This window comes from Streptomyces sp. NPDC027962, assembly GCF_055566095.1.
In genome coordinates this window covers 88,398-109,487 of the sequence record NZ_JBVHTA010000001.1, presented here as the reverse complement: position 1 = coordinate 109,487, position 21,090 = coordinate 88,398, and the positions used below count along the sequence as shown (strand labels likewise).

Below are 21,090 nucleotides of genomic sequence, written 5' to 3'. Positions count from 1 at the left end.
CATCTGCTTATGGCTACGGAAGACGCGGTGCTTGAGGCACTGGCGACGGTGAACGACCCCGAGATCAACCGACCGATCACTGAACTGGGCATGGTCAAGTCGGTCGACATCGGGGACGACGGCACGGTCGCCGTCACGGTGTACCTCACCGTCTCCGGCTGTCCCATGCGCGAGACGATCACCAAGAACGTGACCGAGGCGGTCGCCCGCGTCGACGGGGTCTCACACGTCGACGTCACCCTGGACGTGATGAGCGACGAGCAGCGCAAGGACCTCGCCGCGTCGCTGCGGGGCACCACCGCGGAGCGCGAGGTGCCGTTCGCCAAGCCGGGCTCGCTGACCCGGGTCTACGCGGTGGCCTCCGGCAAGGGCGGCGTGGGCAAGTCCTCAGTGACCGTGAACCTCGCGGCGGCCATGGCGGCGGACGGTCTGAAGGTCGGCGTCGTCGACGCGGACATCTACGGCCACAGCGTGCCGCGCATGCTGGGTGCGGACGGCCGTCCCACCCAGGTCGAGAACATGATCATGCCGCCGTCGGCGAACGGCGTGAAGGTGATCTCCATCGGCATGTTCACCCCGGGCAACGCGCCGGTTGTGTGGCGCGGTCCGATGCTCCACCGCGCGCTGCAGCAGTTCCTCGCGGACGTGTACTGGGGCGACCTGGACGTCCTGCTGCTCGACCTCCCGCCGGGTACGGGCGACATCGCGATCTCCGTCGCCCAGCTCGTCCCGAACGCGGAGATCCTCGTCGTCACGACCCCGCAGCAGGCGGCGGCCGAGGTCGCGGAGCGCGCCGGGTCGATCGCGGTCCAGACGCACCAGAAGATCGTGGGCGTCGTCGAGAACATGGCCGGCCTGCCGTGCCCGCACTGCGACGAGATGGTCGACGTCTTCGGCACCGGCGGCGGTCAGCGGGTCGCGGAGGGCCTGACGAAGACCACCGGCGCGACGGTGCCGGTGCTGGGCTCCATCCCGATCGACGTACGGCTGCGCGAGGGCGGCGACGAAGGCAAGCCGGTCGTCCTCACCGACCCGGACTCTCCGGCGGGCGCGGCACTGCGCTCGATCGCCGGCAAGCTCGGTGGCCGCCAGCGCGGTCTCTCGGGCATGTCGCTGGGCATCACGCCGCGCAACAAGTTCTGACAGCCGGGGGCGGCGGCACCGGACCCGTCCGATCACCGCACCACCGGGCACGGAAAGGGGCGCTGCTTTCGAGCAGCGCCCCTTCGTCATGCAGCGCTTTCGCGCAGCGCCCTTTTCCGTGCAGCGCCCGTTCTCCGAGCGCGTCCTAGCCTTCCGCGTAGGCCGCAGGGTTCGCCACGACCGAGAAACCCAGACCGTACGCGCTCATGCCGCGCCCGTACGCCCCGATGTGCACTTCCGAATGTGTCGTCCCCGCCAGCACCCACCCGAACTCCGACTCCCGGTAGTGGAAGGGCGTCGGCACCCCGTCCACGGGCAGGGAGAGGGCCGACCACGCGGGGCCGGTCAGATCGTCGGCGAGCTCGAACGCGGTCTCCGTCTGCTGGTCCAGCCAGTCGTCGCGCAGCGAGTGGTCCAGCTTCTCCGGCCAGGTGTGGGCCAGCAGCCCCGACCCGGCCAGCCAGGCGGCAGAGGAGACGGTGGTGGCGTCCAGCAGGCCCGTGCCGTCGCCGCTGCGTCTGAGGGGACTGGCCGCGACGGTGACCACGACCGTGAAGCGTTCCTTCTCGGTGCCCGCCGTCTCGGACCGTATCGTCGGCTCGTCGCCGTGGCCGATCGCGCCGTGCTGGACCGTGCCGTCCGCGGCCACGCCGACCTGCATCAGCCGGCGGGGGCCGGTGAAGGCCTCGTCCAGTGCGTACCAGGGGAAGGCGGCGTCCTTGAAACCCTCCGCCGTGCCCCCCTGCGCCGTACGGGACCTGTAACCGCTCCGGGCCGGCGAAGCGCCCTCCGCGTCCTGCTCCGTCACCCGGCTTGTCGTCGCCATGTAACCGGCCGCCTCCTCCGTCTTTCGCACCTGCAGCGGACCCGCCCCCCCTCGGGCGTCCTCACTGCCGGACAGATGGAGAGAATAGCCACCCGGTCCCCGTACGCAGGGATTGACAGTGCTCAGGTGGCGTCGGCGTCGAAGGGCGGGCGCTCGTCCCGAGCGGGCTTCTCGCCCTTCTTGAGCAGGTCGGGGCCGCCTGTGGGGGAACCGTTCACCGCGGCGGGGACAGAACTCTCCGACACACCGGAGTGCTCCGATCCGTTGACGGCGTCGGCGACCTCGTTGATCTCCTTCTTGAGGTCGAAGCTGCTCCGCAGCTCCTTGAGTTCCTTGAGGTCGTCGTTCTCCGCGAGCTGCTTGCGGATGTACGTCTTCGGGTTCAGATCCTCGAACTCGAAGTCCTTGAACTCGGGACCCAGCTCGTTGCGGATGTCGTCCTTCGCGCTCTCCGAGAAGGCGCGGACCTTCCGAATGAAGCGGGTGGCGTCCTGGATGACCTTCGGGAGCTTGTCCGGACCGAAGATGAGAACGGCGAGAACAACGAGCGCCACCAGCTCAAGTGCGCCTAGGTCATTGAACACCTTGCTGCTCCTCGTGTTCTCTGCGTCGTTCGCTGTGTCCACTGCGGCCCGCAGGTCGGACGGGGTCCCGGCCCGGGTCCGATCCACGGTACCTGGCGAAGTTGTCGGGCTGGTACCGTCCGTGCACCGCCGAGATGGTCATGAGCTGTCCGCCGAACCGAGGACCAGGGTCATCGTCCGCTCGTCCCCACCGCGCCTCAGCGTCAGCTCCAGGCGGTCCCCAGGGCGGTGGGCACGGATCTTGACGATCAGCTCCTCACCGCTGTGCACCCGCGTGCCGTCCACCTTCGTGATCACGTCACCCGGCTTGACGCCCGCTTTCGCGGCCGGGCCGTTCGGGGTGACCGCGGGGGTGTTGTCCTGGCCCTTGTCGCCGACCCGCGCTCCGTCGCCGGTGAACTTCATGTCGAGACTGACGCCGATCACCGGGTGGGTGGCCTTGCCCGTGTTGATCAGTTCCTCGGCCACTCGCTTGCCCTGGTTGATGGGGATCGCGAAACCGAGCCCGATGGAGCCGGCCTGGCCGCCGTCCGGCCCGGCGCCGGTGTCCGCGGCGCGGATGGCGCTGTTGATGCCGATGACCCGGGCCTTGGCGTCCACGAGCGGGCCGCCCGAGTTGCCCGGGTTTATCGGCGCGTCCGTCTGCAGGGCGTCGACGTAGCTGATGTCACTGCCGTCACCCTTCTCGCCGCCGGCCGTGATCGGGCGCTCCTTGGCGCTGATGATGCCCGAGGTGACCGTGTTCTGGAGGTCGAAGGGAGCGCCGATGGCCACGACGGGGTCGCCGACCCTGACGTTGTCGGAATTGCCCAGCGGCAGCGGCTTGAGGCCGGAGACGCCGGTGACCTTGACGACAGCGAGGTCGTAACCGCTGTCCTTGCCGACCAGCGTGGCCTTGGCCGTTTCGCCGCCGCTGAAGGTGATCGAGATGTCCCCGTCCGTCCCGGCCGGGTCGACGACGTGATTGTTGGTCAGGATGTGCCCCTGCTCGTCGAGCACGAATCCGGTTCCGGTGCCCTGTTCGCCGGCGCCGCTGACGTGGAGGGTGACGACGCTCGGCAGAGCGCTCGCGGCGATGCCGGCGACGCTGTCGGGTGCGCGGTCGGCGCTTTCAGGCCCGGCCTGCGGGAGCTCGACCTGGGTGATGCCGCCGTTGCGTTCCACGTACGCGCCTATGGCTCCGCCGGCGCCGCCCGCAAGGAGGGCGATCACCAGTGCGCCGGCGAGCAGCGGGCCGCGGCGACGCCGGCGGGGCGCGGCCGGCTCTCCGTGCTGGGTGAGCGGCTGCCCGGGCGCGCTCCACGGGTCGTACTGCAGCCAGACGGAGGACAGGGGCTGCGGCCGCTCGAGGGCGGGAGCGTGGGCGGCCTGAGCGGGCGCCGGGGGCTGCTGCGGCAACGGGTGCCGCTGGGGCGCGGGCTGGGAGGACGGCGTGTGCTGTTGCTGTTGCTGTTGCTGCGGCTGCGGCTGCGGCTGCGGCTGCGGCTGGGCGTAACCGCCTTGGCCGTCAGGTGCCGGGGAGTGCGGCGGTACCGGCGTGCCATGGGCCGGAGTCGGCACAGGTCGCTGCACCGGGGGCGCGGGTGCCCAGGGGCCGGGCCCGCCGTACGGCGGAGTGCTGTAGGGGTCGGGGTCGTGCAGCGGCTTCGGCCTCGGGGGCGCGGCGAGCGCCCCGGCCGCCGGTGCGTCCGCCGACTCGGCCGTCGCGGCGGACGGCTCCCCGGCATGCGCTGCCGGTGCCCCGGCAGGTCCGTCGGCCGCCGGGGGCGCGTCCTCGGGCGCGGGCGCCTCGGCGGACGCGGGTGGCCCCGGCGCACCTGCCCGTGCGGGTGCCTCGGCCGACACGGACATCTCTTGCGGCGGGGACGCCTCGGGCGACGCGGACACCTCGGGGGCGGCCTCCTGCCCGGAGGTCGCCCCGCGTCCCGTGCTGGGGCGGCTCCACCACTTCGCCTTGGATCCGGTGGGCTTCCCGTCGTCCATGCTCTCCCCGCAAACTGCCGACCACTGCGGCACCCCCACGGGGCGCCCGCTGAGATTCAACCAGGTTTGCGAATCCGTACGCAGGATCCTGGTCAGGTCCCGGACAGGGCCTCGTCAGCGCAAGGGCGACAGCGGCTGGGAGGGCCGCGTCGGAGCCGCCGGAGACGGGGCGACGGCGGAATCGACCGTCGGTCCGGTCCCCGGCGCAGACGCGAGCTGGAACACCGACCCCGTCGGCCGTATCGCCGGCGTCATCGAGGAAGCGTGCGCCAACGGCGACACCCCCAGCGGGCGGTTCAGCGGGCGGCCGGCAGGCTCAACGGGGACAGCGGCGACGACCGGCCCGGAAGACGGCCTGGTCTGGCCACCACCGCCACCGCCACCGCGCCGACGATCGCTGTCCGTGCCACGGACGGATGCGGCACCACCACCGGTCCCGGTGTTCACGCCGGTCGTGGCGGTGGTCGGGGTCGCGGTGCGCAGCGGGGTCACCTTGTTCCCGCCGCCCTGACCGCGCGCACCCGGGTCCGGTGCCATGTCGAGGGGAACCGCACCGCCCAGGGCGATCGCGGCGAACGACACGGCGCTGGCCGCCGCGAAGGCGAACCGCCTGCCGCGCCAAGGCGAGCGCTCAGCCTCCGCACGGCCCACCTCGTGGATCCGGAAGCCGCTCCCGGCACCCGGCAGGACGGCGGCGTGAGCGCCGCCGGGGACGTACCCGAACATCTCCGCGCGGGGGTCGGCGGGTCTTCCCGCCGACGGGTTCGGCCCTCCGAACACCCCGCCCGCAAGACGACCTCCGCCGAAGGGGCCCGGCTCGTCGTCATCCCCGGCTCCAGGGCCCGCAGGCAGGCCTTGGAGCCGCGCGAGCAGCCCTTCGGAGAGAGGCGGCGGTGCGGCCTGCGCGAAAACGCTCTTGAGGCGGCGCTGGGCGTCGGCCTCGGCCTTGCAGCGAGGACAGGTGGCCAGGTGGGCCAGAACCCTGTCCCTGGCGTCGTGCTCGAGCTCACCGTCGACAAGCGCGGCGAGCCGGTCTCCCAGGTGCTGCTCCGCGGGGGTCGGACTGGTGCCGTTCACGCCGGTCCACCCTCCCCCGCCAGACCGACGGCACCCGCGAGCGAGCGCTGCTGCTCCGCCCGGGCCTCCGGAGAGCGGTGTTGAAGAGCCTTCCGCAGATGGGAACGGCCGCGGTGGATCCGGCTGCGGACGGTGCCGAGCTTCACGCCGAGGGTCGCGGCGATCTCCTCGTACGACAGGCCCTCGATGTCACAGAGCACGACGGCAGCGCGGAACTCGGGCGCGAGAGTGTCCAGCGCCTGCTGGACGTCCGCGTCGAAGTGGCTGTCGTTGAAAACCTGCTGTGGCGAAGGCTCGCGGCTGGGCAGCCGCTCGGCCGCATCGTCGCCGAGCGCGTCGAAACGAATGCGCTGCTTGCGGCGGACCATGTCCAGGAAGAGATTCGTGGTGATCCGGTGCAGCCACCCCTCGAAAGTGCCGGGGGTGTACGTCGACAGTGATCGGAACACACGGACGAAGACCTCCTGGGTGAGGTCCTCGGCATCGTGCTGGTTCCCCGTCAGGCGGTACGCCAGGCGATAGACCCGTGAGCTGTGCGTGCTGACGATCTCCTCCCAGGTGGGAGGAGTCCACGCCTGCGATTCCGCATCCGATGCGAAGGTCGCGGTGGTGACGGAGTCGGAGGGCACAGAACGGTCAGCAGTGTTGGTCACGGATTTCGGCTCACCCACCGACCTGAGAAGACGCCGGAGCACTCCTCCCCGATCCGCAGGTGCAGCCGCACCTCCCCTGTCGGCTCTGGTGGTGTCCAGCGGAGCCCCTACCATAGCCACCTCGCCCGTTAGCTCCGGATAAGAATCTTTACGTGGATTTGGGTCCGGCTTCCGGCCGCGACCCAGGTGCTTTCCACCTGCCCTGAACAACGACCGGTCCCATCTGCGGGTTCCCGGGTGCAGCGGATACAGTCAGCGTCGCGCCAACTACGGGGACAGGAGAGGGTCATTACCGCCAACCGGCAGACGAGCTGGGCGTTCGCCGACGCCTTTGTCGCCGAGGACGACGCTCTGCGCTGGGCCCGGGACCGGGCCCGGGAGTCAGGGCTGCCCTCGGTGTCTCCAGGCACCGGCGCCGCGCTGCGACTGCTGGCGGCCACCGCCGACGCGAAGGCGGTCGCCGAGATCGGGACCGGTACGGGAGTCTCCGGGGTCTACCTGCTGCAGGGCATGCGTCCGGACGGTGTGCTGACGACCGTCGATCCGGAGCCGGAGCGCCAGCAGTTCGCGAAGGAGGCCTTCCGCGCGGCGGGCTTCGCCGCGAACCGGGCCCGCTTCATCCCGGGCCGGGCGCTCGACGTCCTTCCGCGGCTGGCGGACGGCGGCTACGACCTCGTGTTCTGCGACGGCGACCGGACCGAGTCGCTGGACTATCTCGCGGAATCGTTGCGCCTGCTGCGGCCGGGAGGGCTCGTCTGCTTCGAGGGCGTCTTCGCGGAGGGCCGTACGGTCGACTCGGCGGCGCAGCCGGCGGAGGTACTGCGGGTGCGGGAGCTGCTGAGGGCGGTCCGGGAGAGCCAGGAACTGCTGCCGACGCTCCTGCCGGTCGGCGACGGCCTTCTCTGCGCGGTCCGCCGCGCCTGACCCGGCCCGGGACGGGGCTGGAGCGCGGCCGCCGCTCGGGGCCGTTCCTCCACCCCGCCCCTTCCCGAACCGGGCTCCGCCCGGACCCGCCCCTCCGGCCTGTCCGCGGCGGGAGGTGCCCCTCAGCAGGCCGCCCGGCGGGCTGCGCGGCAGGTGCCTGGTGCGGCGAGGGCGTACTCCCGCCTGCCGGCGTAGGAGGCGCAGCAATCGGGGCCCGAGCCCGAGGACCAGGCACCGGCACGGCCGGGCCCCCGGCCGCCAGGACGAGCCCCGGCTCGAACCCCGACGGAAACCCGAACATGCGCAGTCACGGGCATGCCGCGACGAGGGCGCAAGCTCAGCCCCGCCGGCCCCCGACGCACGGTGCCCGCGCCGGAGCCCGACGACGGAGCAGACACCAGCACCCCCGGCCACCAGGCCGCAGGGCCACGCACCGCAGGTTCTGCAGGGGCAGCGCGCCCCCGGCAGGGAAACGCACTGCCCCGGCACGCTTTCGCGTGCCGGGGCAGTCGAGAATCAGGACGCGTCAGCCGACGACCTTCTTCAGGGCGTCACCGAGTGCATCGGCTTCGTCCGGAGTCAGTTCGACGACAAGACGACCGCCGCCTTCGAGCGGAACGCGCATGACGATGCCCCGCCCCTCCTTGGTCACCTCGAGCGGGCCGTCGCCCGTCCGCGGCTTCATGGCCGCCATGCTCGTTCCCCTTCCTGAAACCAGCTCATCGCAGCCGGCGGCCCCGTGAGAGGTGCTGTGTCACCGGCATCGAACACATTGCTTCCAGGCCATTATCCCGCATGGCGGGACCCAAAGACCAACATCAGTCGGCATCGCTTACGCAACGCGCTCTCGCAAAACCACTCAATTCGGCGATCCGCCTGCGATACTTCGCCACCGCCCGCCCGCCACCCGACGAAGATTGTTAGACGCAGGTCACATGTCCACCTCCGGCGATCTCCGCCATGCTGGCTTCGACACTGCCGTCAGAACGACAAAAGGGGACCTGCCATGGCCGACTCCGTGCTGTACGACGTGAACGACGGACTCGCGACGATCACGATCAACCGGCCCGAGGCCATGAACGCGATGAACGTGGAAGCGAAGGTCGCCCTGCGCGACGCCGCGCGGGCGGCTGCCGCCGACAGCGCCGTGCGTGCGGTGCTGCTCACCGCGACGGGCAAGGCGTTCTGCGTGGGTCAGGACCTCAAGGAGCATGTGTCGCTGCTCGCGTCGGCCCGCGAGTCGGGCGACGGCGGCGTCATGAGCACCGTCCGGGAGCACTACAACCCGATCGTCCGGGCCCTGACCGAGATGCCGAAGCCCGTCGTGGCGGGGGTCAACGGCGTGGCCGCGGGGGCCGGTCTCGGGTTCGCGCTGGCCGCCGACTACCGGGTCGTCGCCGACACAGCCAAGTTCACGACGTCCTTCGCAGGTGTAGCGCTCACCGCCGACTCCGGGGTGTCGTGGACGCTCCCGCGGCTGATCGGCCGGAGCCGCGCCGCCGACCTGCTGCTCTTCCCGCGTTCGTTCTCCGCACAGGAGGCGTACGAGTGGGGCATCGCGAACAGGCTCGTCCCGGCGGACGAGCTGGCCGCGCAGGCTGCCGCGGTGGCCCGCGCCCTGGCCGACGGGCCCACGGTCGCCTTCGCCGCTCTGAAGGAGTCGCTGGCGTACGGCGCGGACCGCTCGCTGAGCGAGGCGCTCGACAAGGAGGAGGAGTTGCAGGCGAAGGCGGGCGCCTCCGAGGACCACGCGATCGCGGTGAAGGCGTTCCTGGCCAAGGAGGCACCCAGGTACATCGGCCGCTGAGACGCTTAGTGCTGTGACCGGAAAGATTCACCGGCTCGCGACGCCCGGCACGGCACCTCGCTGCGTTGTCGCATCACCCAAGTACATCCAGTACGCGGGAGATCCTCCGCCTTGCGATGCACCGCACCGGACGCCGCGAGCTTTCCGGCAAACCCTTCCGGCCACAGCACTAGCGAGTGCCGCCGCGCGCGACGCAGTCGGCGAGGTGGTCGTCGACGAGGCCGCAGGCCTGCATCAGGGCATACGCCGTCGTCGGGCCCACGAAGCGGAGACCGCGCTTCTTGAGCTCTTTGGCCAGGGCCGTGGACTCGTCGGTGACGGCCGGCACGTCGGCGACCGTGCGGGGCGCGGGGCGCCACGCGGCATCGGGGGCGTACGACCAGACCAGACGGTCCAGTTCGCCGGAGGACCAGTCGGCGAGCACGCGCGCGTTGGCCAGGGTCGCCCGGATCTTGGCACGGTTGCGGATGATGCCGGCATCGGCGAGGAGTCGCTCCTCGTCGGCGTCGGTGAACGCGGCGACCGAGGCGATCCTGAAGCCGTCGAAAGCGCTGCGGAATCCTTCCCTGCGGCGCAGGATCGTGATCCAGGACAGGCCGGACTGGAAGGCCTCCAGGCAGAGCCGTTCGAACAGGGCGTCGTCGCCGTGGACCGGCCGGCCCCACTCCTCGTCGTGGTACGCCACGTAGTCGACGGTGGACAGACCCCACGGGCAGCGCAGCCGGCCGTCCGGGCCCGGTACGGCGGCACCGGTCACGGTGGTCACCTGTCCGGGTCCTCTCCGGGCTTGGTGAACATGTCGGGCTTGCCCACCGCCGTGGCCTGCGCCCCGGCCAGCGCCGACTCCAGCTCGGCGATGCGCGCGTCCCGCTCGGAGAGCTCCGCGCCGAGGCGGCCCAGTACGTCGTCCACGTCGTCCATGCGGTAGCCGCGCATGCCCACGGGGAGCCGGAGCGCGTCGATGTCGGCGCGGCCGACGGGCCGGTCCGCCGGCAGCGGGTCCACCAGCTGCTCCGGCGCCGCCTCGGGCAGGGCCGCGCTGTCGCTGCCGCCGACCACGGCGATGGCGACCGCCGCGACAACCACGACCATCGCGATCAGCAAGAACCAGAACACGAGCGACCTCTCCCCGAACTTCCCGTACGTCCCCGGGGAACTTACCCGAGCGGAAAACTCTCCGGTGCTGATCGTGCCACGGGACAGTGACAGTTAGGGTCGCAGGCGAACGAGCTGAGGAGGAAACAGCGGATGCTGCGGCTGGGACGGCGCGAGTTCGACGCGCACGAGCCGGTGATCATGGCGATCGTGAACCGGACGCCCGACTCCTTCTACGACCAGGGTGCGACGTTCCGCGACGAGCCCGCGCTCTCCCGGGTCGAGCAGGCCGTTGCCGAGGGTGCCGCCATCATCGACATCGGCGGGGTGAAGGCCGGCCCCGGCGAGGAGGTGACCGCCGAGGAGGAGGCACGTCGCACGGTCGGTTTTGTCGCCGAGGTGCGGCGGCGCCACCCGGACGTGGTGATCAGCGTCGACACCTGGCGCCACGACGTGGGCGCAGCGGTCTGCGAGGCCGGCGCCGACGTGCTGAACGACGCGTGGGGCGGTGTCGACCCGAAACTGGCTGAGGTCGCCGCACGGTACGGGGCAGGTCTCGTGTGCACGCACGCGGGCGGCGCCGAGCCCCGTACACGACCGCACCGGGTCGTGTACGGCGACGTGATGGCAGACATTCTGCGGGTGACGCTCGCGCTCGCGGAGCGGGCCGTCGAGTTGGGCGTACGCCGGGACGGGATCATGATCGATCCCGGTCATGACTTCGGCAAGAACACCCGGCACAGCCTGGAGGCCACCCGTCGGCTCGGTGAGATGACCGGGACGGGCTGGCCGGTGCTGGTCTCCCTGTCCAACAAGGACTTCGTCGGCGAGACGCTCGACAAGCCGGTCAAGGAGCGGGTGGTGGGCACACTCGCGACGACCGCCGTGTCCGCCTGGCTGGGCGCGCAGGTCTACCGCGTGCACGAGGTGGCGGAGACGAAGCAGGTGCTGGACATGGTGGCCGCGATCGCGGGCCACCGTCCGCCGGCGGTCGCCCGCCGGGGCCTTGCCTGACGCGAGGCCCGACACGCCACCGGACGCACAGCCCGAACAGCGCGGCCGAGGGCCCCTGATACGGAAATCCGGTGCCGGTAACGGGCCCCGGACGCGTCCGGGGCCCGGGGGGCCGCAGGCTATCTGCCCGTCTCCTTGGTGACCATGGCCACCGCCTCCTCCACGTCGTCGGTGACGTGGAACAGCAGCAGGTCGCGCTCCGACGCCTTGCCCTGGGCGACCACGGTGTCGCGCAGCCAGTCGACCAGACCGGTCCAGTACTCGGTCCCGAAGAGCACGATCGGGAAGCGCGTCACCTTGCGGGTCTGGACGAGTGTGAGCGCCTCGAACAGCTCGTCCAGCGTGCCCAGTCCGCCGGGCAGGACGACGAAGCCCTGCGCGTACTTCACGAACATCGTCTTGCGGACGAAGAAGTAGCGGAAGTTGACCCCGATGTCGACATGCGGGTTGATGCCCTGCTCGAAGGGCAGCTCGATGCCGAGCCCGACGGAGATGCCCTTGGCCTCGCGCGCGCCCCTGTTGGCCGCTTCCATCGCCCCGGGGCCGCCGCCCGTGATCACCGCGAACCCGGCGTCGACGAGGGCCCGGCCGAGCCGTACGCCGATCTCGTACTCGGGTGTGCCGGCCGGGGTGCGGGCAGAGCCGAAGACGCTGATCGCACTCGGCAGTTCGGCGAGGGCGCCGAATCCCTCGACGAACTCCGACTGGATGCGCATGACCCGCCAGGGGTCGGTGTGCACCCACTGGGAGTCGCCCTCGGTGTCGAGCAGCCGCTGGTCGGTCGTGGTCGGCTGCATCTGTTCCCTGCGGCGCAGTACCGGTCCCAGCCGCTGCTCCTCCAGCGCCCGCAATCCCTCGGGGTTGCTCATGACCTGCTCCCTCCGCCGAACATCACTTGCTTTGGGTCAGGGTAGGTCGGCGAACGTTACCAAGGGCGAAATCGGGGCGATCTGCCGGTGTCAGGAAGTCAGCCAGTTCCGCAGACGCTCCTCGCAGTGCGTGATCTTCCAGGCGGCGACGTGCTCGTCCCGCTTGTGGGCGAAGAGCGCGTCACCCGGCCCGTAGTTGACCGCGGGCACGCCGAGTGCGCTGAAGCGCGAGACGTCCGTCCAGCCGAACTTGGGGTGGGCGGTTCCGCCGACAGCCTCCATGAAGGCGGCGGCAGCTGGGTGCGAGAGGCCGGGCAGCGCCCCGCCTGTGTGATCGTCCACCACGATCTCGCTCACACCGCAGTCCGCGAACACCTCACGAACGTGCGCCTCGGCCTCGGCCATGCTGCGATCGGGGGCGTAGCGGTAGTTGACCACCACAGTGCATGCGTCGGGGATGACATTCGTGGCCACACCGCCCTCAACACCGACAGCGTTGAGGCCCTCGCGGTACTCCAGCCCGTCGATGACGGGCCGGCGCGGCTCGTACGCGGCGAGACGGGCCAGGATCGGGCCCGCGGCGTGAATGGCGTTGGACCCCATCCAACTGCGCGCGGAGTGTGCCCGCTCCCCCTCCGTACGGAGATGCACCCGCAGCGTGCCCTGGCAGCCCCCCTCGACCTGGGCGTCGGAGGGCTCCAGCAGAACCGCGAAGTCGCCTTCCAGCCAGTCGGGGTGGGCCTCGGCCACATGTCCCAGACCGTTGAGGTGTGCGGCCACTTCCTCGTTGTCGTAGAAGACGAAGGTGAGGTCGCGGTTGGGCTCGGGGACGGTCGCCGCGATACGCAGTTGGACGGCGACCCCCGACTTCATGTCGCTGGTGCCGCAGCCCCACAGGATGCCGTTCTCGTCGAGCCGTGACGGCACGTTGTCGGCGATCGGAACGGTGTCGATGTGCCCCGCCAGGACGACCCGCTCGGTCCGGCCGAGGTGCGTCCGCGCGACGACGTTGTTGCCGTGCCGGTCGACGACGAGGTGCGGCAGCGCGCGCAGCGCCTCCTCGATGGCGTCGGCGAGGGGCTTCTCATCACCGCTGACCGAGCGGAAGTCGACCAGGGCGGCGGTCAGGGCGGGGGCGTCGAGGGTGAGGTCAAGAGCGGTCTCAGGCATGTCTGAGACCTTAGAGCCTCCCATCCGGCTCCTGCGCGGGCTCCAGTACGGTGGGCGGGTGTCCGAGACCGCCTCTCCCGTCCGGCGCGGCCGCTCCTTGCGCTTCGCGGCCGCGTTCCTCGTGCTGCTGGCCCTCGTCGGTTACGTCGTCGTGCAGTACGTCACCGGGAGCGGGGCACCCCGCTGCACCGTACGTACGGCAGAGGGCGACGGCCCGTCTTACGAGCTCACGGCCGAGCAGGCGGGGAACGCCGCGACGATCTCCGCGGTCGGCACGACGCGCGGCATGCCCGAGCGGGCGGTCACGATCGCGCTGGCGACGGCGCTCCAGGAGTCGGCGCTGCGCAACATCAAGCACGGTGACCGGGACTCCCTCGGCCTGTTCCAGCAGCGCCCGTCCCAGGGGTGGGGCACACCCGAGCAGATCCTCGACCCGGTCTACGCCTCCGGGAAGTTCTACGACCATCTCGCCGAAGTGCCCGGTTACTCGCGGCTGCCGCTGACCGTCGCCGCGCAGCGTGTCCAGCGCAGCGGCTTCCCCCAGGCGTACGCGAAGCACGAGCCGGACGCCACGCTGCTGGCGGCGGCCCTCACGGGCCGGGCCTCCGCAACCCTGACCTGCGGGACCAAGAACGGCGGCCAGGGCGGCGATCCGGCGCAGGTGCGGGCGGAGCTGGCGCGGTCGTTCGGGCCCGGGACACTGCCCAAGAACGGAAGCGGCCGCGGCCGTGGGGGCGACGTGGACGCCCGCGAGGTGTCCGTCCCGGTCCGAGCGACCGCAGGCGGGGGCGACGAGGAGGCCGGCAACCCCGGTGGCCAGGGCGGTGGGGGCGGTGACGCCGGCGCCAGGCGCGGCTGGGAGCTGGCGCACTGGGCGGTCGCGCGGGCGGACGAACTGCGCATCGACGAGGTCTCGTACGGGGGCCGGGTGTGGAGCGCCGACAAGTCGGACGAGGGCTGGCGTACGTCCGGTACCGCCGAACGCGGCACCGAGAACGTCCGCATCCGCATCGCTCAGTAGTCCGAACCTCCCCTCGAACGAGGCAGTCCGGTCGGCTCGGGCGACGCCTCTTCCCAGCCGGGCGCGCCCCTCTCCCGCAGGACACCGAATCCCTTGCGAGCAGCGGGAAGTGACGGTTCGGCACGGGGCTGCGCAATGCAGCGTTTGCCCGTTTTTATCCGAGGCTGATAATGCGACGCATTACCAACTCTTTACCTCACCTCACCGCAACTTCTCCCCGCCTTCCCGCGGTTGTCAGGACGTCCGAACGCCGGACACGCACCATTCCGAACGTCCTCTCGTCTCAAGGAGCATCATGTCCCTCCCCCTGACCCGTCGGATCGCCCGTGCCGCGCTGCTCATCGCGGCGGGAGCAGCTCCCGTGGTCGGTGCGGCCGGCTCCGCAGGCGCCGTGGAACTCCCGCAGACGCCGGTCGGCGGCCTCTCGGCCCTCGATGCGGACAACGTCAGCGGCACGGTCGACGGCGTCTCGAAGGAGACCACCAAGGTGGCCGGCCAGGTCGGTGGAAAGACGGCAAAGAAGGCCGCCCCCGTCGCGACCAAGACGGTCGGCAAGGCAGCCAAGTCGGCCGCCCCCGTCGCGACCAAGACGGTCGGCAAGGCAGCCAAGTCGGCGGCTCCCGTCGCCAAGAATGCCGGCGGCGACGCTGCCGCGCAGGCGGGCGGCCTGGTCGGCGGTGCGGCCAAGGGCGGCCTGCCGACCGACTCGCTGACCGGCGGCGGCCTGCCCACCAGCTCCCTCGGCGGCCTTCCGCTCGGCGGCTGACGGCACGGCGGCGCGAGCCGAAGGGCCCCGGGAGTCCCGGGGCCCTTCCGTGTCCCGTGGCGACGCAGTGTCTCGCGGTGCCGCAATCTCGCCGTGGTGCTGTCGCACCCTCGCCGTGGCGCAGGGGCGCCCTGGTGCCGCCGGTCGTGCGTCCGGCTTGCCGGGCTCCGTGCCCTGAGCGGCTCAGCCGAGGCGCTTGACCGCCGCCTCGACCCGCTCGTCGGTCGCCGTGAACGCCACCCGTACGAAACGCTCGCCGGCCACACCGTAGAAGTCGCCGGGCGCGACCAGGATGCCGAGCTGCGCCAAGTACGCGACCGTGTCCCAGCACTGTTCGTCGCGGGTGACCCACAGGTAGAGGCTGGCCTCGCTGTGCTCGATCCGGAAGCCGTGCCCCTCAAGGGCCGAGCGCAGGGCCGTGCGCCGGGCCGCGTACCGGGCGCGCTGCTCGGTGACGTGCGCGTCGTCGCCGAGCGCGGCGGCCGTGGCGGCCTGGACGGGCGCGGGGGTCATCATCCCGCCGTGCTTACGGATCCGCAGCAGCTCGCCCAGCACGTCCGCGTCGCCCGCGATGAACGCGGCGCGGTAGCCGGCCAGATTGGACCGCTTGGAGAGCGAGTGGACGGCCACCACGCCGTCGTACGTGCCGCCACAGACGTCCGGGTGCAGGACGGAGACCGGCTCCGCCTCCCAGCCGAGCTCCAGGTAGCACTCGTCGCTGAAGACCAGCACGTCGTGCTCCCGCGCCCAGGCGACGATCCGCGTCAGCTCGTCCTTGTCCAGCACGCGGCCGGTCGGGTTCGAGGGCGAGTTGAGCCAGAGCAGCCGCAGCCCTGCGGGGTCGAGCTCCGTGGGGTCGTCGTAGACCACCGGCGTCGCGCCGCACAGCCGCGTCCCCACCTCGTACGTCGGGTAGGCGAGCCGGGGGTGGGCGACCTTGTCGCCCGCGCCCAGACCGAGCTGCGTCGGCAGCCAGGCGACCAGTTCCTTGGAGCCGACGACCGGCAGGACGTTCGTGTGCGCCACACCTGCCGCCCCGAGCCGGCGCTCGACCCAGGAGGCGAGCGCGTCGCGCAGCGCGGGGGTGCCCCAGACGGTCGGGTAGCCCGGTGAGTCGGCGGCCTCGACGAGGGCCTTCTGGATCAGCTCGGGAACGGGATCGACCGGGGTGCCCACCGAGAGGTCCACGATGCCGTCGGGGTGGGCGGCGGCCGTGGCCTTGTAGGGCTCGAGCCTGTCCCAGGGAAAGACGGGGAGTCGTGAGGAGACTGCGGGCACGGCGGCGCTCACTTTCAGGTACGGGCGTCGACGCCGGCGCGCCAAACGCCGCGGTCCCGTACGGACGACGAACCGTACGGGACCGGGGACATGCGGTTCTGATCAGCCGTTCTGCGGCGGCAGTGCGGCGATGAAGGGGTGGTCGCGCTCGATCAGGCCGAGCTTGGAGGCACCACCGGGCGAACCGAGCTCGTCGAAGAACTCGACGTTCGCCTTGTAGTAGTCCTTCCACTCCTCCGGGGTGTCGTCCTCGTAGAAGATGGCCTCGACCGGGCAGACCGGCTCACAAGCACCACAGTCGACGCATTCGTCCGGGTGGATGTACAAGGATCGGGAGCCCTCGTAGATGCAGTCGACCGGGCACTCCTCGATGCATGCCTTGTCCTTGACGTCGACACAAGGCTGCGCGATGACGTATGTCACGCTGTCGTTCCTCCTCGGTAAGGGCTGGCTTGCGCGGGAGCGCGGCGTCGTCGATGCCCACCCCTAGTATCTCCGTTCTTGGCGACGAACCGAACAGGAGGGGCTCCCACAGCGTGGAATTCACTGCGGGCGGACGACTCGAGGTCCGTATTACACCTGATGACGTGGGCAAACGCGTCTCCGTCCGATGCTTGAGCGACGCTGAAGCGCCGGTCGCGAAGTTCACCGACACCGTTGGTGTTCTCACATCATGGAACGCCGGTGTGCTGCTGATCACACGCCGGACAGGTGAGAGTGTCCGCATCCCGGAATCGTCCCTGATCGCGGGCAAGATCGTACCGGCGGCGCCGGCCCGGCGCAGGGGCCCCGCGGCGGACTTCACCGAGCTCGCCAGGGTCACGGCGCGTGCCTGGCAGCCGGTGGAGCGCGAGCGGCTCGGCGACTGGGAGCTGCGGGCCGCGGGCGGGTTCACCCGGCGTGCCAATTCCGTGCTGCCGCTCGGCGACCCCGGACTGCCCGCCGACGCCGCGCTGGCCCGGGTGGCGGACTGGTACGCGGCTCGCGGTCTGCCGGCGTACATCCAGACGGCGACCGGTGCGGCAGGCACACAGGAGGCACTGTGCGCGGAGCTCGAGGCGCGGGGCTGGAGGCGCGAGGTCACGGCCCAGGTGCAGGTCGGAGGGCTGGCGGCGGTCGGCGACCTGGACGCCGACATCTCCCGTGTCCGGCTCTCCCGGACCGTCGACGAACCGTGGCTACGGCGCTACCAGCGGTTCGGTGTGCCCGGACCACATGTGCTCCAGGTCCTGGGCAGTGGCCCCTCGGTGTGGTTCGCGACCGTGCCCAGAGCCGGTGAGGTCCCGGCGGCCATCGGCCGCTGTGTGGTCGACGGACGCTGGGCCGGCTTCATGGCCGTGGAGGTGGACCCGGCGCTCCGGCGCCAGGGGCTCGCCACGGCCGTCATGGCCGCCCTGGGGCGCCAGGCACTCGACGAGGGCGCCTCGGCGGCCTGGCTGCAGGTGGAGTCCGACAACGACGGCGGGCGCGCCCTGTACGAAGCGATGGGCTTCGGCATCCACCATCACTACCACCACTACCGGGCGCTGTAGGGCAGGCCGCGTATGCACGAGAACGACCGGCGGTCCCGTTTCGCCGAGGAGGCCCGCGCGGAGCGGCCCGACCTCACGACGCTGTGTCTGCTCATCGGGGCGGAGGCGGACCCGTCACTGGACGAGGCGGGCATGGACGCGGCCCAGATCGAACTGGACCGCCTCGCCGGACTGCTCCCGTACGGCCTGAGCGGTACGCAAGCGTGGGCGGCGGCCCTCGCCGACCTGCTGGGCGGCCGCGAAGGCTTCCACGGCACGGCAGGTGACTACCAGAACCTGGAGTCCTCGCTCCTGCACCACGTGCTCAACCGCCGGCGCGGCCTGCCGATCCTGCTCTCCGTGGTCTGGATCGAGGTCGCCCGCCGGGCGGGCGCCCACGTCTACGGAGTCGCCCTCCCGGGCCACTTTGTGGTCGGCTTCGGCGACCCCGGGGAACAGGTGCTCGCCGATCCCTTCGCCGCCGGCCGCCTGCTGACGGCCGAGGACGCCGAGCTACTCGTCACCGGCGCCACGGGAAGCCCTCTGACCCCGTCGATGCTCACCCCCGCCGACCCGCTGGCGGTGGTCTCCCGCATCCTCAACAACATCCGCGCCTGGGCAGCCCTCCGCCCGGAACACTCCGCGGTCGCACTCTGGGCCCTCGACCTCCTGCTCCTCCTCCCCTCCCGCCCGGCCCGCCTCCGCTACGAACGAGCCCAGGTGCTCGTGCAGCGAGGGGACTTCCTGGCAGGCGCGGCCGAGATGGAGACGTACGCGGAGGTGGTGGCGCCGGTCGAGCCGACGACGGCGGAGACGATCAGGGGCCAGGCCCGCGCGGCGCGGGCCAGACTCAACTGAGTCTGGCCACAGGGCCCCTGGCCAGGCGCTGTACCGCGGCGACCAACTCGGGGCCGCCGGAGCGCCGGAACCAGTGGCTGGATCGCTTGCGGCGAGAGGGCGTCGGAGCCGTACGGCTCGGAATGCCGTACGGCGAGGCACCGACACTCGATCACAGTGAGCCGAAAGCGAGTAACCAGTCGGTTACGCAGCTGCCGCAGTGGCCCCTCACCCGGACCGGGCAAGGGGCCACTGCGGCAGCTGCGAATCAGCTCGGGTTCAGCTCGATGACCGCCGTGCGTTCCGCCGGGGTCTTGCCGCGCAGGGCCGGGCCCATCGCCTGGGCCACGTCGTCCGCGGAGACTTCGTGCTGCTTGCCGTCGCCCTTGGTGATCATGATTCCGTCGAAGACGCCCTCGAGCAGGGTGTCGATGGCCTGCTTGTCGTAGACCTCGACCAGCCTGCCGTCGATCGCCTTCATCGACAGGATCTTCGGCAGCGACTTCGCCGGGCCGAACTGGATCGACTTGCCGCCCGCCTTGATCGTGATCAGGCCGGACATCGCCGGCTCCGCGAACTCCCTCATCGCCCGGTCGAGCTCGGCCTGGGTGATGGTGGGCTCACGGGTCGCGACCGGCAGCTCCACCACGTTCGGCCTGCCTGTCTCGACCTGGGCGCGGTAGGCGTCCTTGACCGAGATCATCGAGCGGGCGACGTCCAGGGACTGGCCCGCCTTGCCCGGTACCGCGATGGCCTTGTTGGGCTCGAAGCGGATCGTGCCGTCGCCGGACGAGCCCGCGGTGCCCGCGAGGTCGGCGAGCGCGACGCTCAACTTCTCCTCGTCGACGAGGATCACCGGTTCGGCGACGCGCTCGCCGCCGAAGAGCGAGCCGATGACGGAGACCGGGTTGTAGTCACTGCCCGCGGCGGCACGGACGGTGGCCTGGCTGTCCAGCAAGAGACCGGCCTTGTCCGGGGGGAGCTCCGCCTCCTTGCCTGCGACGGAGAGCTGCAGCGGAGCCTTGGCCCGGTCGCCGAGCGTGGCTTCGAGTTTGTTGACCGCCTCGTCCTTCGTGCCGCCGCCGATGTCGACGCCGAGGACCGTGGTGCTCTTGGGCACGTCGGAGTGGTTGAGCAGCAGCCCGGCGCCGTACGCGATGCCGAGCAGTCCGACCACGCCGACGCCGGCGAGCACCAGTTTGGAGCGGCCCTTCTTCGCGGGGGCGGGCGCGGGCCGGGGCGCGGGCCGAGGGGCGTCCACGCTCCCGGGGGCGACGGGACCACCGGCGCCACCGGGACCGGCCGGGAACTCCGGTACCGAGAAGTCACCGCCGTCGACCTGCGGGCCCGGCTGGGTCAGGAGCGGGTTGGGACCGGTACCGGGGCCGGTCTGCGGTCCGCCGAGTGACGAGAACGGTGACCGGTGCTCCGCCGGAACCACCGGGATGCCGCTCGTGAGCGTGTCACCGGAGACATTGCCACCGCCGTCCCGCTGCGCGGGCTTCTGCGGGGTGAGCACGGCCGTGTCGTCGGACATCCGGGGCGCGCCCGCGCCCGGGCCGCCGACCTCCGGCGCCGGGCGGCCGGTGCGGGGGCCGAGCGGCATGCTGCCGGTGGCCGGGCCGGACGTCGGTCCTGCAGGAGCGCCGGAACGGTCCGGGGCACCACCCGGCGGGCGGACGCCCAGCGGCGGCGTGCTGCGTCCAGGGGCGAAGCCGTTGCCCTGGCCGGGGCCGCCGGGGGCGCCGGGCCGGGAACCGGCCGGGCCGGTGGACACGTCGGGGGATCCCGCCTGCTCGGCGAGGGCCGCGAGGCCCGAACGCGGGGCCGAAGGGGCCGGACCGTTCGGGCCGCCCGCGCTCTGCGGGTTACCGGAGCCGGCACCCGGAGCCGACGCGGATCCGCCAGGTCCGGCCGAGCCGGTGGCCCCCGCCGCCGGCTTGCGCGGCGCGAACCAGTCGCTGGTGGCGGGCTTCTCCTCGGCCGCGGGCGACGAGGGCGACGACGGCTCCGTCGTCTCCTGCGAAGCTCCGGGCCGCGGCGTGCTGCCCGTACGCCCGCTCTCGCGCTCGGTCGCGGCGGCGGAACCCGAACCACCGGACCCGCCGGCATCAGACCTCGAGCCCGAACGCGCGCCGGCGTCCACGTCGCTCATCGGTGTACGCATCACGACCGGCGGGATCGGCCGCGAGCCCGGGATGTTGATCCGGATACGCGTCGTCAGCGTCGTCTCGGTCCTGGGCTCTTCCGGCTGCTGCTCGGCTGCCGGCTGCGCGGCCTCGTCCGGAGCGCCCTGCGGGTGCAGCGACGGATACTGGCGCGATCCGTACGGCGGTGTCCCGGAGGGGTACGCGGCTCCACCGCGCCCCTGGGGGCCGGAGGACGAACTGTCAGTTTCACGACTCAAAGCAGGTTCTCCCGGTTGGCTTCGCCGCCCGTTTCTTACTGGATAGCTACTGCTGCGGGCGGCTCGGCGGCGCGCACCACCATACTGGCCGCGGCGGACGGACGCCCGGGGACTGCGGGAAGCGG

At 71.6% G+C, this 21,090-nt stretch carries 21 protein-coding genes; 8 read left to right on the top strand and 13 right to left on the bottom strand.

Features of this window, described 5'->3' with window-relative positions; translation table 11 throughout:
• Nucleotides 1–9: 9 nt before the first annotated feature.
• A complete protein-coding gene (locus ACZ4SA_RS00525) occupies nt 10–1,143 on the top strand; it encodes an Mrp/NBP35 family ATP-binding protein (protein ID WP_468267870.1) in 1,134 nt (377 codons plus the stop codon).
• A 145-nt stretch (nt 1,144–1,288) separates the two neighbouring features.
• Here the strand turns inward: ACZ4SA_RS00525 and ACZ4SA_RS00520 are convergent, their stop codons facing one another.
• From ACZ4SA_RS00520 to sigE, 5 genes are all read right to left on the bottom strand, one after another.
• Complete coding sequence (locus ACZ4SA_RS00520) at nt 1,289–1,969, bottom strand: hypothetical protein (protein ID WP_468267867.1); 681 nt, start codon at nt 1,967–1,969, stop codon at nt 1,289–1,291.
• Nucleotides 1,970–2,091: 122 nt separating this feature from the next.
• Entirely contained in the window at nt 2,092–2,553 is a 462-nt protein-coding gene (locus ACZ4SA_RS00515; protein ID WP_468267864.1) for a sec-independent translocase, read from the bottom strand.
• Nucleotides 2,554–2,691: 138 nt separating this feature from the next.
• Nucleotides 2,692–4,536: a S1C family serine protease gene (locus ACZ4SA_RS00510; RefSeq protein WP_468267861.1), complete on the bottom strand. Its 1,845-nt coding sequence runs from the start codon at nt 4,534–4,536 to the stop codon at nt 2,692–2,694.
• Nucleotides 4,537–4,650: 114 nt separating this feature from the next.
• Complete coding sequence (locus ACZ4SA_RS00505; protein ID WP_468267858.1) at nt 4,651–5,613, bottom strand: anti-sigma factor family protein; 963 nt, start codon at nt 5,611–5,613, stop codon at nt 4,651–4,653.
• A complete protein-coding gene (sigE, locus tag ACZ4SA_RS00500; protein WP_468268446.1) occupies nt 5,610–6,380 on the bottom strand; it encodes an RNA polymerase sigma factor SigE in 771 nt (256 codons plus the stop codon). Before sigE ends, ACZ4SA_RS00505 begins: the two co-directional genes overlap by 4 nt.
• Nucleotides 6,381–6,512: 132 nt before the next feature.
• Between sigE and ACZ4SA_RS00495 the strand changes: the two genes are divergently transcribed.
• On the top strand, nt 6,513–7,190 hold the full coding sequence (locus ACZ4SA_RS00495; protein ID WP_468268443.1) for an O-methyltransferase: 678 nt from the start codon (nt 6,513–6,515) through the stop codon (nt 7,188–7,190).
• 526 nt (nt 7,191–7,716) lie between these two features.
• Here ACZ4SA_RS00495 and ACZ4SA_RS00490 read toward each other — a convergent pair.
• A complete protein-coding gene (locus ACZ4SA_RS00490; protein WP_003966491.1) occupies nt 7,717–7,884 on the bottom strand; it encodes a DUF3117 domain-containing protein in 168 nt (55 codons plus the stop codon).
• A 312-nt stretch (nt 7,885–8,196) separates the two neighbouring features.
• Here ACZ4SA_RS00490 and chcB point away from each other — a divergent pair, with 312 nt between their 5' ends.
• On the top strand, nt 8,197–8,997 hold the full coding sequence (gene chcB, locus ACZ4SA_RS00485; protein WP_468267855.1) for a 2-cyclohexenylcarbonyl CoA isomerase: 801 nt from the start codon (nt 8,197–8,199) through the stop codon (nt 8,995–8,997).
• Between the two features lie 169 nt (nt 8,998–9,166).
• Here chcB and ACZ4SA_RS00480 read toward each other — a convergent pair whose 3' ends face one another.
• Both ACZ4SA_RS00480 and ACZ4SA_RS00475 read right to left on the bottom strand, forming a co-directional pair.
• The gene (locus tag ACZ4SA_RS00480; RefSeq protein WP_468268440.1) at nt 9,167–9,754 is read right to left on the bottom strand and encodes a DNA-3-methyladenine glycosylase I; all 588 of its coding nucleotides are present in this window, start codon (nt 9,752–9,754) and stop codon (nt 9,167–9,169) included.
• 5 nt (nt 9,755–9,759) lie between these two features.
• Nucleotides 9,760–10,113, bottom strand: a complete 354-nt coding sequence (locus tag ACZ4SA_RS00475) for a DivIVA domain-containing protein (protein WP_468267852.1) — start codon at nt 10,111–10,113, stop codon at nt 9,760–9,762.
• Nucleotides 10,114–10,245: 132 nt separating this feature from the next.
• Between ACZ4SA_RS00475 and folP the strand changes: the two genes are divergently transcribed.
• Entirely contained in the window at nt 10,246–11,106 is an 861-nt protein-coding gene (gene folP / locus ACZ4SA_RS00470) for a dihydropteroate synthase (RefSeq protein ID WP_468267849.1), read from the top strand.
• 119 nt (nt 11,107–11,225) lie between these two features.
• On the opposite strand, the gene ACZ4SA_RS00465 is transcribed toward folP, so the two are convergent.
• Both ACZ4SA_RS00465 and dapE read right to left on the bottom strand, forming a co-directional pair.
• Entirely contained in the window at nt 11,226–11,975 is a 750-nt protein-coding gene (locus ACZ4SA_RS00465) for an LOG family protein (protein ID WP_468267846.1), read from the bottom strand.
• Nucleotides 11,976–12,065: 90 nt separating this feature from the next.
• Complete coding sequence (dapE, locus tag ACZ4SA_RS00460) at nt 12,066–13,145, bottom strand: succinyl-diaminopimelate desuccinylase (RefSeq protein ID WP_468267843.1); 1,080 nt, start codon at nt 13,143–13,145, stop codon at nt 12,066–12,068.
• Between the two features lie 58 nt (nt 13,146–13,203).
• Between dapE and ACZ4SA_RS00455 the strand changes: the two genes are divergently transcribed.
• Together ACZ4SA_RS00455 and ACZ4SA_RS00450 are read left to right on the top strand one after the other, a co-directional pair.
• Entirely contained in the window at nt 13,204–14,166 is a 963-nt protein-coding gene (locus ACZ4SA_RS00455; RefSeq protein ID WP_468268437.1) for a VldE C-terminal domain-containing protein, read from the top strand.
• Nucleotides 14,167–14,461: 295 nt separating this feature from the next.
• On the top strand, nt 14,462–14,932 hold the full coding sequence (locus ACZ4SA_RS00450) for an ATP-binding protein (protein ID WP_468267840.1): 471 nt from the start codon (nt 14,462–14,464) through the stop codon (nt 14,930–14,932).
• Nucleotides 14,933–15,115: 183 nt separating this feature from the next.
• On the opposite strand, the gene dapC is transcribed toward ACZ4SA_RS00450, so the two are convergent.
• Both dapC and fdxA read right to left on the bottom strand, forming a co-directional pair.
• Complete coding sequence (gene dapC / locus ACZ4SA_RS00445; protein WP_468267837.1) at nt 15,116–16,210, bottom strand: succinyldiaminopimelate transaminase; 1,095 nt, start codon at nt 16,208–16,210, stop codon at nt 15,116–15,118.
• Nucleotides 16,211–16,312: 102 nt separating this feature from the next.
• Nucleotides 16,313–16,633, bottom strand: a complete 321-nt coding sequence (fdxA, locus tag ACZ4SA_RS00440) for a ferredoxin (RefSeq protein WP_003985062.1) — start codon at nt 16,631–16,633, stop codon at nt 16,313–16,315.
• Between the two features lie 113 nt (nt 16,634–16,746).
• Here fdxA and ACZ4SA_RS00435 point away from each other — a divergent pair, with 113 nt between their 5' ends.
• Both ACZ4SA_RS00435 and ACZ4SA_RS00430 read left to right on the top strand, forming a co-directional pair.
• Nucleotides 16,747–17,742 (top strand): GNAT family N-acetyltransferase, encoded by a 996-nt coding sequence (locus ACZ4SA_RS00435; protein WP_468267834.1) that lies wholly within the window; start codon nt 16,747–16,749, stop codon nt 17,740–17,742.
• A gap of 12 nt (nt 17,743–17,754) precedes the next feature.
• Nucleotides 17,755–18,579, top strand: coding sequence for a transglutaminase family protein (locus tag ACZ4SA_RS00430; protein ID WP_468267831.1), 825 nt, complete (start codon nt 17,755–17,757; stop codon nt 18,577–18,579).
• A 247-nt stretch (nt 18,580–18,826) separates the two neighbouring features.
• Here ACZ4SA_RS00430 and ACZ4SA_RS00425 read toward each other — a convergent pair whose 3' ends face one another.
• Complete coding sequence (locus tag ACZ4SA_RS00425) at nt 18,827–20,965, bottom strand: hypothetical protein (protein ID WP_468267828.1); 2,139 nt, start codon at nt 20,963–20,965, stop codon at nt 18,827–18,829.
• Between the last annotated feature and the right edge of the window lie 125 nt (nt 20,966–21,090).